Raw genomic sequence first — 14,468 nt, 5'->3', positions numbered from 1 at the left:
CTTATTGAGCCAAGCGCTCTTTACGCAATTGGTCTACCACCGGCAAATCCAAAGGTTCAAGGTGCGTACCCAAGGCGCGCGCCAATAACAAATCCGCAAGCTCAGGGTTTCGAGCCAAAACAGGACCATGCATATAGGTGCCCAAAACGCTACCTTGAATAGCGCCCTCGGCTACTTTCTGCTCACTAGGTGCGCCGGTTTCTTCCACCGCGTAGGCGTCGGCGTTGCCAATTCCTTTGCTCACCGTACCCAGCGCAGTGGCGTCGGCACCTAAAATAGTGGCACCCATGTGGTTCTCAAAACCAGTCAGCGGTTCGGATAATTCGCTCAGTGCGGGGGTGGAACGCACTTCGCCAATAGCACGCCGCTGCATAGACACTGTGGTGGCGTCGATAAGCCCCAAACCATCAATAATTTTGCCACCTGCCCTAAACGACTCGCCGAGGATCTGAAACCCAGCGCAAATAGCCAACACTGGCGCATTATTGCGCACCGCCCGCTGCAAGCCTTTCTCCTTGGCCAAGTGCTCAACTGCCAAAATCTGTGCAGTGTCCTCGCCGCCGCCAAGGCAGTAGAGATCCAGGTGCTCGGGCACTGCTTGACCAAGGTGAACAGTGACAATCTCGGCATCAATGCCACGCATTCTGGCGCGTTGGCGCAGCACCAGGGCATTACCGTCGTCGCCATAGGTGCCTAGTACATCGGGCAATACTAAACCAATGGACAAGGTACTCATGAGTTCTTCTCCTTTAGCTCATGGTCGATTGCTTTTTTGAGATCGCGGAAAGCCGTGTAATTTGCCAACACCTCCACGCGCCCAGGCGGGCAGGCGCGGATAGCTTTGAGTGGGTCCTTGACCAATTCATGGTGCACGGAGGCATAGGTCAGGCGTACTGCTAGGTCAGTGCCGCGTTCCCCAGCTGCTTTGACATCGAGCTGGGCGAGATCCTCGAATTGCACATCCCAGAGCCAAGAAAGATCCTCGCCATCGGCAACTTGCCCATTGACCGCAATCACCAGTCCTTCAGCACTGCGATCGACCATAGAGAGCGCTTCCTGCCACCCAGCAGGGTTTTTAGCGAGCAATAAATGTACTTGGTGCTCTCCAAGCGTGTACGTGGAATAGCGACCAGCCACATCGTCGACTTCTGCCACTGCCTGAACAGCCTGCGCTAGCCCAATGCCAAAGCATTCCACAGCTGCGGCAATGGCCTGGGTGGCATTTCCTCTATTCGCTTGCCCCGGCAATTTTAATTCCAAGGCAGTGGTTGCGCCACCAGGACTGTGCACGCCATCGTGATCGATTGCCCAATCAGGCTGTGGGCGCTCGAACCGTGCGCCTGACTCTAGTGGTTTTGCCGCATACCAATGCGGCTTTTCATGCACAATATGCCCACCAGTGCGTGGGCAGGAAACCGCGTCGCCAAACCAGCCAGCACCAGCAGAAACCCACACCACGTGCTGTGCCTCTAGTGCGACGGAAGTGACCAGAACATCGTCGCAATTAGCGACGACGGTCATCTGTGGATTTTCCGCAACACAATCCCGCAGCGCGCGCTCAATTTTGTTGATCTCACCAACGCGATCGAGCTGATCCCTAGAAAGATTCAGCAATACCAAACACTGTGGTTTGAGCCGCCTCGCGACGGCAGGCACGTGCAATTCATCTACTTCTAGCACAATATGGCTGGCATTTTTTCCTGCCAGCAGTGCAGAGATGATGCCTGCATCCATGTTGTCGCCCCCCTCATTGGTGGCGACACTGTGTGCGCTACGCACGGCACGGGCAAGCATTCGAGTGGTAGTAGATTTACCATTCGTGCCAGTCACAATGGCGACTGGGCGATCATTGCCCAGTGAGCGCATAATATCGGGATCAATTTTTTCGGCAACTAACCCGCCGATCATGCCGCCTGATCCGCGCCCTGTTGCTCGAGAAGCAACGGTGGCTAATTGTGCTGCACGTATCGCAAGTTCAGTACGTGCTCGTTGAAAAAGAGATGAACTCATGCTCGCTAAGTGTAGTCGCCGAAAAGCTAACTATCATGTACCAAAACCCCAGGGGCGACCTGTGTGACTGCGTCGAGGAACTCTGTGTCGCTGAGCAGCGGAATTCCTTTGCGCATAGCGTGCATGGCTTTGCCCGTCCAATCTGCTTTTTTATTGCAGACCACCACGCTGGATGCGCGCGTAATTTTTTCGGAGTAGGCAAGCCCTTCGCGTACGGCGGCGGCAATAAGCTCATCGGGATCAGCAGTAATCTCTGGGGTGATTACTACTTCCATTCCTTGCACTAATCCAGTGGTGGTGCTGTAGACCCCGGGGTTGGTAAAGGGGCGTGGTGCGTTCATGGCATCGACGCGTATCTCGCTGCGTTGCAAGCCAAATCGGTCGGGGCACAGTGAGTCTGGGGTCATGCTGACCACCTCACCACGCGCGTCCTCGACAAAGTAAATGCGCGCGCAGAGTCTGGTTTCTTCTCTTATGGTTTCCGCTGCTTTTTGTGCGGCGCGTGCCAGACTTGCGTGCGCCGGAGTGCTTTCCACCCCGAGTGCCTGTGCTACGGAACGAATCCGAGTGTCTGCTATATCCAGTCCTTGCCTGCGGGCAGTAGCGAGGGTGTCAATGATTTTTTCTGGCACGGGGATATGACCTACTCGCTGGCGTCGCCTGTTTCTGCCTCGCGCGCGGTTTGCTCTGGCGGCGCTACTCATTGCTCGACGCGCCTCCGAAACAATAAATCCCCATGTGGTTGGCGCATTATGCACGATGAGTGTTTTGCCGTCGATAAAGCGCCCGAGTGGTTTGAGGATGTGGGAAAATCTTTTTCCGTGCTGTACTTGTTCATGGCTGAGCCCATGCAGATGTGTCGGCCCTGGATCAGTGCCTGGGTTGAGCACTGCGTAGAATCGCCCTACTTCTTGTCCGTCCTCATCAAAGCTGAGCGCGTCAATAATTATTGCGCGCGACGTAGAGGGGTGGATACCCGATGCTTTTATCGTCAAAGCGACGAGATCATCAGTCATGTTTTCTTATCCTAATCCTGAGTAAGCCCATAAAGCGAGCGCCCCATGATAAAGGAACCAATCGCGAGCACAACCCAAAAAGCACAAATGGCAAGGATACCGCGAATGATCTCCCCAGCGCTGCCACCGTCGACGCACAGCTTAGCCACAATAAGCGCAGGTACAGCCACGCCAGTGGCAGGTCCTAAAAGGTTTACTCTGCTTAAGGCATCAGGTGCGCGCCATAGTGCAATGGCAGTGGTGAGCATCAATATCCCTGCGAGTATCGCACATAGTGCAGCAATAATTTCTAATATCATTTATCTGCGCCCCTTGGAGATAATACGAGCTACGGAGATCGTCGGTAGTGTGCCGCCGACGATTGCTGCCAGGAAAATCACCTCATAGGCAATCTGGGTGCGACCAAAAAATGACCACACAATATAGCAGCCGATCATGGCATAGAACAGCATATCGGCAATAACCGCAATGCTGAGCTGATCTTTAGTTTTGAGCATCAACAGTAAGCAGAGCAGTAGTGAAAGCGCAATCATGGCAAAAGATACATAGAGCGCATAGGTGAGAAAAGTAGACATTAGTGGTGTTCTCCTGGGGTTGGTGCAGGATAGAAAACGGGGGCTTGGTCGAGGTCGTGTTTGATGCCACGAATATGTGGCGCGAGTTTTTCTTCCATATGCGCAAGATCAGCAAGTACCTCTTGTGGATTGCTGCCGTGTACTGCATGAACTGCAAGGTGGGTGTCGTCGATAAAAGAGAGTGACAACGTGCCCGGGGTAATGGTGATAGACGCTGAGAAAGCGGTGAGATAACCGGGGGTAGTGACCCGCAGCGGATAATGCACGACGCAGGGATCAACTTTTTTAGAGCCAGTGAGCACATCCCAGGTAACCACCCAGGTGGCGAGAATGATCTGCCAGATAAGCCACAAGGCATAACCAAAGAAATGCGGAATTTTTTTCACCTCAGTGGGCTCCTTCCTGGGACAATACTGCTTGTGCGTAATCTTTGGTATTGAGCAAGTCCCGAGCTGCGCCCTGGGTACTGTCGACCACAAAACCGGCAGCACAGAACATGAGGAAAGATACCACAATGAGGGTTGCTCCAGGAGCTAATCGACGTGCTGGGACGTGTAGATTATGCGGGATTCGCTCACGGTTCATCTCTGCTCCCCAAAAGACTGTGCGCCATAGTCGCAGCATAGCTAAGAAAGCGCCGAAGCTGGCCACTGCAATCACCGCCAGCACAAACCATGCTTGCTCGTTATGCGCCCCGGCGACACCGAGGACAACGCCCACTTTGCCCCAGAGTCCAGAAAAAGGCGGGAAACCAATAACCGACAGGGAACCTGCCGCAAAGACTGCCGCTACCCACGGGTCGCGCTTGGCTATCCCGGAGAGTCGGCTGAGCAAGTCAGTGCCATAGGTTTCTTCCAGCGCCCCCGCCGTGAGGATGAGCGAGCCGACGGTAACCATATGGTGAATTGCGTAGAAGATGCCGGCGGCAAGCACCATTATTGCATTATCGGTGCCTGCGCTAAATGCAAAGGTAATGACGATAAAAGGCATACCGCCAACCATTTGATAAGCCAGGACACGGCGCATTGAGTTCTCGCCAAGCCCTGCGAAAGAACCAACGAGCATGGATGCTACGCACACGGCAATGATCAGCCATATCCAACGAGTGCTAAGGTCAAAGATGATGACATAGATACGCAGCAGCATATAGACCGCCACTTTTGTGTGCAGCCCAGAGAACAGACCCATCACTGAGGCTGACGTCGCTGGATAGGAACGCGGTAGCCAGGTATGCACAGGGAAAAGACCCGCTTTAATTACCAAAGCAATGACTACGATTCCCATTGCCACGACCATAGGTCCGTTGCCTGCTGCAGTACCGCGTAGCAATGCGATATTGACCGTGCCGCTGACCCCATAGACAATGCAGACGCCGATCAATAGCAGGGTAGAGGTGGCGAGATTGACCAGTACGAAAGTGCGTCCAGCAGATAGTCGTGCCCATGTGCCAGTCATAGCCATGAGCCCATAGCTCGGCAGCAGCATGACCTCAATAAAAACGAAGAAGTTAAATAAATCGGCGGTGAGCAAGCCACCCATAACACCACTGAGAAGCATGAGGGAGAGTGCGGAATAAAACCGCGAGAGAGTTTCACCAGCGACGATCGCAAACCAATTCGAGGCAAAAGTAACTATCGACGCCACCACAATCATGATGGCGCTCAAGCGATCAGCGACGAAAGTAATCGCCACTTCACCAATATAAAGGCCAACGGAGTGCCCCAGAATCCCATGCGCTGCCGTATAAGCAAAGAGCCAGACACCTGCGAGGGCAGTACCAAGGGGGGTGAGTAATGCTAAACCGTCACGAGCCCACCGCCAGGGCAGTATCGTCGCCAGGGCAACACAGGCTAGGGGGATAGCGAGAAAGAGTGGTAAGAGTGAACCCATTAGCGATCTGCCTCCTTGGTAGCTTGCTCTGCCACTAATTCGGCACTGCTAGTGGAGCGTCCCAAAGTTTGTAGCGGGGAATCTTCATCGGCCACTTCCTCGGCGAGAGTGTCGTCGGAACGCCCTAACCCGGCCAAGGTAAGCATATACGTGGTGGTTGCCATAGCGATCACAATGGCGGTGAGGACAAAAGCCTGCGGCACTGGGTCGGCGGCCTCGGTAAGCGGGGTGAGGCTTGGGAAGGGTTCGCCGCGCCAGGCAGGAACTCCCACGCTCAAAATCAACAGGTTGGTGGCGTGGCTGATGAGCGTCATGCCCAAAATAATGCGCAACATACCACGCTGTAATACCAGGTACACGCCGCCTGCCATCAAAATAGCGATACTCAATGCCAAAATCATAGCTCGCCCTCCTGTCCAATCCTTTCAATCTTGGGTGGAGATCCCAGCGGAGAATCCTGCCTGGTGAAATTGAGATCCTGATACTCCATTCCGGGGCGCAAATAGCCACCAAGGGCATTGATAGCCATAGAAAGCATACCGATCACCGCCAAGTACACGCCGACGTCGAAGATCATTGCGGTAGTCCAGTGCTGCCCGAGCCAATGACCGTGGAACGCATAGAGGAAAGAACCACCGAGCAAACCAATAAAACCTGCCCCTAGCGCAATGAGAATACCTGCCCCAGTGAGGTACACCGGCAGCTTGATCGGGAAAATGTGCTGGTCTTTGTCCTTGGCAAGATAAGAAAACATGAGCGCGCCACCAGCAATGAGCGCTGCAATGAACCCACCGCCAGGGCTTGAATGACCACGCCAAAACACCAGTGCACTCAGAATGAGAAGCAGCGGAGTAAGAATGCGCAGGAGCATACGCAAAGGAATGGCATTGCGCTGCGCATTTTTGAGCGGCTTGGGGTGGGTGCCCTTGGCAAAAGGATAGCGTGGCATGGAGGTAACAACTGCGGCAATCACAATGGCAGCCATGCCAAGTACCGAAAGTTCACCCATGGTGTCGAGTGCTCTGAACTCCACCAGAATCGTATTGACCACGTTATCGCCATTAGTGATTTTTGGTGCTTGCTCCAGATACCACATACCAAGTTCGCTGCGCTCTCGCCTACCAACAAGCACGTACACAGCGAGGAAAGTAGCGACGCCGACGCCTAGTGCAATAACTGCGGCAGTTACTTTGCTGCGCGTGTGTTGCGGGTGGAAGGTATCTGGCTGCTGCCTAATCACCAGCATCATGATTACGATGACCAAAGCCTCAACCATAAATTGCGTGAGCGCTACGTCGGGCGCGCCCAATACAAGAATTTGCAAAGTGACCGCAACACCTACACCACTGGTAAAGACCACCGCGCTGATTCGCTTTTTGGCCCGTACCAAACCAAAAACAGTGCCCAAGATCAGCACTAACACCAGAATGTCAATGGGGTAGTCAGTGCCCAGGCGTGCCGGCAGAGGAAAGCCATCGACGCCACCGCGAATCAATCCAGGAATAGTAACGCTTGCTGCGAAGACAATGATCAACGCAAACATATAACCAAGATGTCTGGTGGGGCTGAGCGTATCGGCAAGCCAGGCGCACCCTTTGCCGCAATAACTCAGTAGGCTGATGAGCCTATTGAGCAGCTCATTGCCACTGAGTGGTGCCAATTTCTTTTCGTCGAGCGCTGCCCAAATACGTTTACGCACCACGATGCCTACAACACCAAGGATGGTTACCACGGTGCTGATCATCAGCGGCATACTAATGCCATGCCATAGTCCAAGATGAGCGTGGGGGTTTTCGCTCACCACTGCAACTGCCTGAGAGATTGGCTCATTTAAGCTACTGACGGCAAAAGCCAACGGCAGGGATAACACGCCAGGTAGTGCAGCTGGCATCCACAAGCTCAGTGGTGCTTCTTTGACCTCGCTCATGTCTCGATCGCCGTCGATAAAGCCATCGCAGACAATGCGCGCGCAGTAGGTAAATGTGCATAGCGCGCCAAGACCGGCAGCGACTAGGAGCGCTATGACCCCTGCGTTTCCTAGGGGTGCTTCGCTAAAGGCCTCGAGCATTCCTTCTTTGGAGATGAACCCCATCGTAGGTGGTAGTGCAGCCATCGACGCTGTGGCAATGAGCACTGAGCTGAAGGTAAAGGGCAGGCGTCGCCAAGAGCTGCCAAGGCGAGTGGTTTTTCGAGTTCCGGTTTGGTGGTCGACCACGCCAATGAGCATGAACAGCGAGGACTTGAATAAGGCGTGCGCCAGGGTATGCACTAATGCTGCCCCCAAGGCAAAGGGGGTGCCTACGCCAATGGTGGCAACAATCCACCCCAAGTGCGACACTGTGGAATAGGCCGTGAGCTTTTTGAGGTCGGTCTTTTGGATGGCAAAAAGCGCAGCCATAATTGCTGTTGCCATACCGACGACGATAAGCAAATAATTCCACGCCGGTGTGCTATGGAATACGGCGGAAAATCGCATGAGCAAGTACACGCCGGCTTTTACCACTGCCGCTGCATGGAGGAATGCAGATACTGGTGTGGCTGCTGCCATTGCCTCAGGCAGCCAGAAGTGGAAGGGCAGCTGTGCGGATTTACTAAATGCAGAAAGGGCAATCAAGATGGCAATGATCGCGCTCAAGCGGGGGTTTTCGCCCCAGAAGTCGGCGTGGATAATGCCACTGATGCTGGTGGTATGCGCTTGGGTGGCTGCGATAGCTAAGGCGATGAGTAAGGTAAGGCCGCCGACAAAGGTCAGCACCAGGGTGCGTTGCGAGCCTAGTTCGCCGCCTTTGCCGCCGGAACGGGCAATGAGCATAAAGGATGCCAGTGAGACTAATTCCCATGCGATGAATAGGATGAAGGCGTCGTCGGCAAGCACGAGGAGGAGGATGGCTGCCATGAATGCGCTCATGATGGTGTAGAAGCTGGTGTTTCCTGAGCGTTTGGGGAGGTAACTGGCAGAGTAGATAAAGACCACTGCGCCGATACATAGGGCGAGTAAAGCAAAAAAGACGCTGAGTGCGTCTGCTTTGAGGGTGAAGTTAATGCCCACTCCGGAGCCGAGTAGGTCGGGGATCCATTGTGTGGTGTAGCTTAGTGGTTGTTCATGCAGGATGTGCCCTAGTTTGCTAAAGAGTAGTGCTGCTGCGCCAAGGAAGATGGCGGCGAGGGGGAGTCCGGCTTTGCGGTCGAACATTCGCACTGCTGCGGGCGAGATGAGCACGGCGAATACTGCTAGTGCTAGTACGTAAATTAAAGTCACAGATTCCTCGCATACCCTAGTTTGGACTTGTCTCTGCTTATTCTAACATTGCATGAAAATAATGTGGTTTATGTGAAAAAAGTGAAAATAATAAATGGAGTGTCGGTGCGTCTAAAAATAATTCTGACATATCCACTACACTTCAACAGACATGACCACAAAAACCAGATACCTAGCAGCACTTATCCTCTGCTTACCCTTTATCGCTGGTGCAATCTATGCCTTCGTCGGCACAGACGACTTCGCACAAATCTGGAGCCGCGAAGAACAACCACAGGCAGCGCCCGCGCCAAGCTACTCTGCCGCCGACGCCCAAGCACTAGCGCTCGCCCGCAAAGCAACACTAGAAGCAGGCAGCCAATCTGGTTTCTTAAAAAACGGCACTGGCCAGTTAGCACAAGGCACCACCAAACTTGCCGACGGTGCCCAAGAATTATCCCAAGGCGCACTCAAAGCCAGCGACAGTGCCTCCCAGCTTGCCGACGGCATGACGCAGCTCCAAGCCGGCACTGGTCAACTAGGCGCGGGAGCGACCAAAATTGCCGACGGCATTGAATCCGCATCACGCCAGCTCGTAGGGTTAGAGGCAATCCGTGGGCAGCTGCTCGGTGCAATCGACCGAATGCTCGAGGACATCAAAACCGACACCGATCCCAGAATCGTGCGGTTCCGCGACCAACTAACCACCTTGCGCGCCCAAGTGGAAAACTTCGTTATCGACCAAAACACCACCGCACAGCTAGAAGAGCTCAAGTCTGGAACCAGAGAACTCGCCAATCAACTCAACGTGCCAGGCTATGGCTTCCACGACGGCATCTACTCGGCAACCACTGGTTCGCAGCAGCTGGCTGCAGGCCTGCAAGAATTGACCTCGGGGGTTGATCAAGCATTGGCTGGCGTCGACGAGCTTAATGATGGGGCGCATAAAGTCGATGACCTTGCCAAGAAAACCAAAGATTCGATAGCCCAAGCTCAACGTGCATTGCCTGCCGCACCGCAGCAGACTCCACAGGCACAGCAATCAGTGCGCACCCTAGCGCCTCTCTACGCTTTCTTAATCTCTGCCGCGGTACTCCTTGGGGCGGCATTGCGACGCTGGTCGGGAAGTAAGCGCACTATGGCGCTAGCAGTTGTCACGCTCGCAAGCATCGCCGGTGGGTTGGTGTACCTGCTTGGTGTTGGCGTTGGCGTGGGGATTGCCGCTGCGTCGGCAGTGGTTGCTGGTCTTTTTGTGGTGGGTGCGGCTTTGGCGGTGCGGATCTGTGGCGAAAAGCTCACCCTTGGGCTGGTAGCGGTACAAGTGGGGGTTGTTGGCTGGGTGTGGACTCATGCAGCTAGTGTTGAACTTACGGCCGCTTGGCGAGTGTTGGTACATCTTATGCCGTTGCACTATCCCACGGCAGCGTTGAGTGCGCTTGCAAACAATGGCGCTCCGCATATTTTGTGGGTGAGCATAGGCGTTATCGTTTTGTTTGTGGCTGCCGCGTATGGGGCAGAGCGGTTGCTGGCACGCACACCACTAAGTAGCGTGCCTGATGATGCTATCGAGTAGTCCGGGGAAGGCAGCGTCTATGTCCTCGCGACGCAGCCTGGTCATTTTGCCGTTGCCGACGTCACGCTGCCAGATCAGACCGGCATTGCGCAGAATGCGAAAATGATGCGTTCGGGTCGACGGAGCCCACGGGGTGCGGAAGAAACTACAGAATTGCTCTGTGCCCTCAGGTTGCTGCGCTAATTCCACGATAACGCGGCGTCGATTTTCATCTGATAAAGCATGCAATATCTTTGAGAGGTCAAAGTCCTCGCGCCGTGGGTGTTCATCCATGCTGTCCATACTACTCTCGACGTCGAATCAGCACGATGGTGCAGCTGAGCGCCCCGACGAGCACGACAATTCCTGTGATGAGCATGGTAAAAGCATGGTGGTACATATCGGGGTGTCCTGGTTGCCCAGCGGCAGTGGCACTATCGGGGATAAGCAAGGACAATAATGCCCCATAGAGGGCGACGAATATCGCTTCGCTGCCAATGCGAAAGAAGTTGAGCAACCCAGCGGCTGTGCCTGCACGTTGTGGCGGGACGACGCTGAGCGCATGGGCGTCGATAAGCCCGAGGGGGAGTCCAAAACCACAGCCGAGCAGCATCATGGGAATGATAATGATGGCGACACTGCGATCTTCCGACAACAAGAGCAGACCGCAATTGCCCAGGATGAGGGCGGCAAGACTGGCGTAGATGACCGTGTTTGTGCCCAAGCGGGTGCGCGCAATCACCAGCGGTGCGACGACAATGGGGGCAGTCATGGCGAGCATGAGCACGCCGGCACGGCCAGGGCTTAGCGCTGTGATAGCGCTGAGCGCCGAGGGTAGGTAAGTCAAAAGCGTGACAAAACCGATGGCTGCGGCCACCGGCACCAGGCACATGGCAAGAAACTCCCGATTTTTGAGTAGCGAGAGGTCGAGAAGCGGGGCTTTTTCGCTGCCGCTGGTCTTTGGCAGCAGCTCAGTGCACAGGCAGATGAGCGCGATCGCGCCGAGAATGCAGCCATGCACTGCAAAAACTCCGCGCCACCCCAAACTGTCGACGAGGAAACCAGAGAATGTGGGGCCAAAGGCAAGCCCCAGGCCATTGACGGTGCCGAATAGGGCGAAGGCTTTGTCTCTTGCGCTGCCCGAAAATGCGGTGGACAAGAGTGAGCTGGATCCGGTGAGCACTGCTGCCGCGCCGATGCCAGCGAAGATTCGGGCTATGTCGATCAACAGTAGGGAAGGGCTGATTGCGCTGACTAGGCTGCCAGCGGAAAAGAGTGCGGTACCAATCGTGAAGGTGCGCCGGTAGCCGATTCTGTCGCTTAAGGTCCCCCAGAATAGGACACTGAGGGCAAAGGCGAGGTTGAATCCGTTGATAATCCATTGCAGGGCTGTGGTATGCGTCCCTAAATGGGTGGAGATTTGTGGTAGTGCGATGGCGGTTCCAGCTATCGACATGGGGGTGATGAATTGCGCGATGAGGACGATGGGTAGCATAAAAATCCCTTCAGTTACTATTAAGTTAGTAGCTACTATAAATCTAGTATCTTTGGTGTGCAAGCTAAACTAAACGACTATGAACCAACCACTCATCGTTGCCGCCACAAAAGAGGAAATGGCAGCCCTGCCCGCAGACGTACCGTTGCTCATCACCGGAATAGGCACCCTTGCAGCCGCGATCAGCCTGACCGAAGCGCTCGCAAATGGGCCACGTCCAGGCCGCATCATCAACGCTGGTACAGCCGGCGCGCTCGTCGACGGCCACCACGGTGTGTATGAAATCAGCCACGTACACAAACACGATTTCGACCACGCCACCCTCGAACGCATTACGGGGCAGCGCTTCGCCAACGGAATCGACCTCGCCCCGGTCACAAACCTGCCCAAGGCGCGCCTCGCCACGGGAGACGCTTTCATCCAAGACGAGCAAACACGTACCCGTCTTGCGCACAAGGCACAGCTGTGCGACATGGAGGGGTACGCCTGCGCCCTGGTGGCGCAGCATTTTGGCATCCCCATAACCCTAATCAAGCAGGTCAGTGACAGTGCCAATGAACAATCGGCAGACATCTGGGGTGACGCAGTAGACCACGGCGCACAAGAATTGGCGACGCTACTCGAAAAAATTGCGCGCGCCTAATTAGGCGGATGCCAGGTCCGTTTGGCGATCCACCCGCGTGTGGTGAATGGCGTATTTTGCGCTGCGGCTCGGTCGTCGTTGATGCCATTGTGATATGTGCACAACGGTACGAGATTATCTATGTTCGTTTCGCCACCGTATTTCCACCCGATGATGTGGTGCGTTTGACAGTGGTCAATAGGCTTTCGACACCCCGGCCATGCGCAGGTGCTCGTCTCGGCTTGAAGCATGATACGCTGCTTCGACGACGCGAACCTGCTGGTGCGGTAGAGATTTACCGCCCCCTGCATCGGCGATACCAAGGTGGCGAATCCCTCTTGCGCCAGATGACGCGCAACAAACTCGGCACCGGTCATGGTAGCGCCGTGGGAAGTGTGCAGGATGACGTCGTCATCGCCTTGGACGATGCGCGTGTGTGCATCGAGCGGAACAATCACATTGGCATGTATTTGTGGACGAGCCACACTGCCGTCAAGCAGATTGTTGAGCGAGGCGATGGGATTGTGTGGGTCGAGAGCGCTGACAAAGTCGGCGAGGATAGTAGACGCCCCGGTGAGCGATACGGTCATGGGTGCCCCGTTGTCCCTCCGCATGATTTTTATGCCTTCTTTAGGCGTAGCGGCAGGTAGATGCTGCTTGGCTACTCGCGCTATGTGTTTTTCCGGAGTGCGGCAGAGTTTTTCGCGTAATTTCCATTGGTCGCGCACCTTTTTTACTCGTGCGACGTAGCGTTCGATGGTGATGAGAGCGCTGAGATTATGGCTGTTCGTTGCGCATTGCGCTTGGTACTTGGTGAAGCTGGTGTTCCCAAAGTAGATTTCCGCGAGTTTGCTGAGGTTTTTGGCGGTGGCGCGATCCGCACCGAGCTCAATGAGCTGCGTGGCGTCCATTCCTGTTGCAGCTTGAACCAACGCCATGCCTTGTGCATGGGCGTTGAGGTAAGCGTGCAGTAGAGTCATGGGGGCAACTGTAATTCATGGGTGTGGTTGCACGGCACGTTGCTAATGCGCATACAGAAAAACCTGTGGATAACCATTGGTTTCCACAGGTTTTTCACAAGTCGGGATAACAGGAGTTGAACCTGCGACCCCCTCGTCCCGAACGAGGTGCGCTACCAAGCTGCGCCATATCCCGCGTTCTCATTACTGTAGCAAATGCTGCTCTTGGATACGTAGCAGTGTTGCGGAGGGGCGGCAGAAGAGGCGTACTGGTGCGTAGCGTGAGGTGCCGAGCCCATTGGATACGTGCATCCAGAGGTTGCCGTAGCGGTGGAGGCCTTGGGCGCGGCGTCGGTCGATTCCGCAGTTGGTCACGATTGCGCGCGAGCCGGGTAGGCAGATTTGCCCGCCGTGGGTGTGTCCGGAAAGGCTGAGCATGTAGCCGTCTTGCTCGAATTTTTCTAGTACGCGTGGTTCTGGGGAGTGGAGGAGTGCGAGGCTTAGGTCGGCGTCGTGGTGGGGTGCGCCTTGGATTTGGGTGTAGTTGTCGAGGTCGTGGTGTGGGTCGTCGACGCCGGTGGCGGCAATGCGTACGTGTCCGATTTGGAATTCGTGTCGGCGTTGGTTGGCGTCGTACCAGCCATGTTCGACGAAAGCAGCTCGCATTCCTTGCCACGGTAATTCTATTTTGCTGACTTTGCGTTTTTTGCCGAGCAAATAGGTTAGCGGGTTGACCATGCGGGGGGCGTAGTAGTCATTGCTGCCGAAGACGAAGATGCCTGGGCGCTTGAGCAGTGGGTTGAGCGCGCGTAGTACGCCGGGTACGCCTTTGGGGTCGGAGAGGTTGTCGCCTGTGTTGACGACTAGGTCTGGTTGCAGTGCGTCGAGTTGGGCGACCCATTGTTGTTTTTTGGTTTGGGAGGCAACCATGTGTAGGTCGCTGATGTGGAGTATCTTGAAGTCTTTGGCGCCGCGTAAGGTGCCGGGGGCTAGCAGGGGTAGGGTAATTTCTTTGAGCTCAAATTGTTCGCATTCGCGTATGCCCCATATGGTGGTTGCGGCACTGGCGATTCCCAATCCGGCCAGGAGTGTCCTCATGTGTATGTTCCTT

Annotated in this window: 15 protein-coding genes and 1 tRNA gene; 2 read left to right on the top strand and 14 right to left on the bottom strand. The window is 55.0% G+C overall.

The genetic code is table 11. From position 1 onward, the window contains the following. Position 1 precedes the first annotated feature (1 nt). The 9 genes from EML15_RS09845 to EML15_RS09805 are packed head-to-tail and all read right to left on the bottom strand — an operon-like array spanning position 2 to position 8,750. Complete coding sequence (locus EML15_RS09845; RefSeq protein ID WP_144275085.1) at positions 2–736, bottom strand: glutamine amidotransferase; 735 nt, start codon at positions 734–736, stop codon at positions 2–4. Further along, positions 733–2,010 carry a MurT ligase domain-containing protein gene (locus EML15_RS09840; protein WP_144275087.1) on the bottom strand — a complete coding sequence of 426 codons (1,278 nt, stop codon included), beginning with the start codon at positions 2,008–2,010 and terminating at the stop codon, positions 733–735. The genes EML15_RS09845 and EML15_RS09840 overlap by 4 nt, the downstream gene beginning before the upstream one ends. A gap of 26 nt (positions 2,011–2,036) precedes the next feature. Then, on the bottom strand, positions 2,037–3,026 hold the full coding sequence (locus EML15_RS09835; protein ID WP_144275089.1) for a BRCT domain-containing protein: 990 nt from the start codon (positions 3,024–3,026) through the stop codon (positions 2,037–2,039). An 11-nt stretch (positions 3,027–3,037) separates the two neighbouring features. Next, entirely contained in the window at positions 3,038–3,325 is a 288-nt protein-coding gene (locus tag EML15_RS09830; RefSeq protein ID WP_144275091.1) for a Na+/H+ antiporter subunit G, read from the bottom strand. After that, entirely contained in the window at positions 3,326–3,601 is a 276-nt protein-coding gene (locus EML15_RS09825) for a cation:proton antiporter (protein WP_144275093.1), read from the bottom strand. Beyond that, a complete protein-coding gene (locus EML15_RS09820; RefSeq protein WP_144275528.1) occupies positions 3,601–3,978 on the bottom strand; it encodes a monovalent cation/H+ antiporter subunit E in 378 nt (125 codons plus the stop codon). Before EML15_RS09820 ends, EML15_RS09825 begins: the two co-directional genes overlap by 1 nt. A gap of 10 nt (positions 3,979–3,988) precedes the next feature. Beyond that, positions 3,989–5,491, bottom strand: a complete 1,503-nt coding sequence (locus tag EML15_RS09815; protein ID WP_144275095.1) for a monovalent cation/H+ antiporter subunit D family protein — start codon at positions 5,489–5,491, stop codon at positions 3,989–3,991. Then, the gene (locus tag EML15_RS09810; protein ID WP_144275097.1) at positions 5,491–5,892 is read right to left on the bottom strand and encodes a cation:proton antiporter subunit C; all 402 of its coding nucleotides are present in this window, start codon (positions 5,890–5,892) and stop codon (positions 5,491–5,493) included. The genes EML15_RS09815 and EML15_RS09810 overlap by 1 nt, the downstream gene beginning before the upstream one ends. After that, a complete protein-coding gene (locus EML15_RS09805) occupies positions 5,889–8,750 on the bottom strand; it encodes a DUF4040 family protein (RefSeq protein WP_144275099.1) in 2,862 nt (953 codons plus the stop codon). Before EML15_RS09805 ends, EML15_RS09810 begins: the two co-directional genes overlap by 4 nt. Before the next feature lie 151 nt (positions 8,751–8,901). On the opposite strand from EML15_RS09805, the gene EML15_RS09800 reads away from it, so the two are divergent. Continuing rightward, complete coding sequence (locus EML15_RS09800) at positions 8,902–10,302, top strand: hypothetical protein (RefSeq protein ID WP_144275101.1); 1,401 nt, start codon at positions 8,902–8,904, stop codon at positions 10,300–10,302. On the opposite strand, the gene EML15_RS09795 is transcribed toward EML15_RS09800, so the two are convergent. Together EML15_RS09795 and EML15_RS09790 are read right to left on the bottom strand one after the other, a co-directional pair. Beyond that, positions 10,270–10,575 (bottom strand): ArsR family transcriptional regulator, encoded by a 306-nt coding sequence (locus EML15_RS09795; RefSeq protein WP_246846920.1) that lies wholly within the window; start codon positions 10,573–10,575, stop codon positions 10,270–10,272. The two genes, EML15_RS09800 and EML15_RS09795, sit on opposite strands and share 33 nt — an antisense overlap. Before the next feature lie 10 nt (positions 10,576–10,585). Beyond that, complete coding sequence (locus tag EML15_RS09790; protein ID WP_144275105.1) at positions 10,586–11,776, bottom strand: MFS transporter; 1,191 nt, start codon at positions 11,774–11,776, stop codon at positions 10,586–10,588. A 79-nt stretch (positions 11,777–11,855) separates the two neighbouring features. Here EML15_RS09790 and EML15_RS09785 point away from each other — a divergent pair, with 79 nt between their 5' ends. Further along, on the top strand, positions 11,856–12,419 hold the full coding sequence (locus tag EML15_RS09785) for a nucleosidase (protein ID WP_144275107.1): 564 nt from the start codon (positions 11,856–11,858) through the stop codon (positions 12,417–12,419). Here the strand turns inward: EML15_RS09785 and EML15_RS09780 are convergent. The 3 genes from EML15_RS09780 to EML15_RS09770 form a co-directional block, all read right to left on the bottom strand. Then, positions 12,416–13,378, bottom strand: coding sequence for an HNH endonuclease signature motif containing protein (locus EML15_RS09780; RefSeq protein ID WP_144275109.1), 963 nt, complete (start codon positions 13,376–13,378; stop codon positions 12,416–12,418). The genes EML15_RS09785 and EML15_RS09780 overlap by 4 nt on opposite strands. A gap of 101 nt (positions 13,379–13,479) precedes the next feature. Then, a tRNA-Pro gene (locus tag EML15_RS09775) sits at positions 13,480–13,553 on the bottom strand. 8 nt (positions 13,554–13,561) lie between these two features. Then, positions 13,562–14,455 (bottom strand): metallophosphoesterase, encoded by an 894-nt coding sequence (locus tag EML15_RS09770; protein WP_144275111.1) that lies wholly within the window; start codon positions 14,453–14,455, stop codon positions 13,562–13,564. Between the last annotated feature and the right edge of the window lie 13 nt (positions 14,456–14,468).

This window comes from Corynebacterium sp. sy017 (assembly GCF_017918135.1).
In the GTDB taxonomy this organism is placed as follows: Bacteria; Actinomycetota; Actinomycetes; order Mycobacteriales; family Mycobacteriaceae; genus Corynebacterium.
The sequence above is the reverse complement of the archived record's forward strand: the minus strand, read 5'-3'. Positions and strand labels throughout refer to the sequence as shown.

Bases quoted from the DNA above. Each gene is read 5' to 3' on its own strand.
- EML15_RS09800 (WP_144275101.1), top strand. From the start codon at position 8,902: ATGACCACAAAAACCAGATACCTAGCAGCACTTATCCTCTGCTTACCC.
- EML15_RS09780 (WP_144275109.1), bottom strand. From the start codon at position 13,378: ATGACTCTACTGCACGCTTACCTCAACGCCCATGCACAAGGCATGGCG.
- EML15_RS09790 (WP_144275105.1), bottom strand. From the start codon at position 11,776: ATGCTACCCATCGTCCTCATCGCGCAATTCATCACCCCCATGTCGATA.
- EML15_RS09785 (WP_144275107.1), top strand. From the start codon at position 11,856: ATGAACCAACCACTCATCGTTGCCGCCACAAAAGAGGAAATGGCAGCC.
- EML15_RS09835 (WP_144275089.1), bottom strand. From the start codon at position 3,026: ATGACTGATGATCTCGTCGCTTTGACGATAAAAGCATCGGGTATCCAC.
- EML15_RS09795 (WP_246846920.1), bottom strand. From the start codon at position 10,575: ATGGATGAACACCCACGGCGCGAGGACTTTGACCTCTCAAAGATATTG.
- EML15_RS09825 (WP_144275093.1), bottom strand. From the start codon at position 3,601: ATGTCTACTTTTCTCACCTATGCGCTCTATGTATCTTTTGCCATGATT.
- EML15_RS09815 (WP_144275095.1), bottom strand. From the start codon at position 5,491: ATGGGTTCACTCTTACCACTCTTTCTCGCTATCCCCCTAGCCTGTGTT.
- EML15_RS09770 (WP_144275111.1), bottom strand. From the start codon at position 14,455: ATGAGGACACTCCTGGCCGGATTGGGAATCGCCAGTGCCGCAACCACC.
- EML15_RS09845 (WP_144275085.1), bottom strand. From the start codon at position 736: ATGAGTACCTTGTCCATTGGTTTAGTATTGCCCGATGTACTAGGCACC.
- EML15_RS09810 (WP_144275097.1), bottom strand. From the start codon at position 5,892: ATGATTTTGGCATTGAGTATCGCTATTTTGATGGCAGGCGGCGTGTAC.
- EML15_RS09830 (WP_144275091.1), bottom strand. From the start codon at position 3,325: ATGATATTAGAAATTATTGCTGCACTATGTGCGATACTCGCAGGGATA.
- EML15_RS09840 (WP_144275087.1), bottom strand. From the start codon at position 2,010: ATGAGTTCATCTCTTTTTCAACGAGCACGTACTGAACTTGCGATACGT.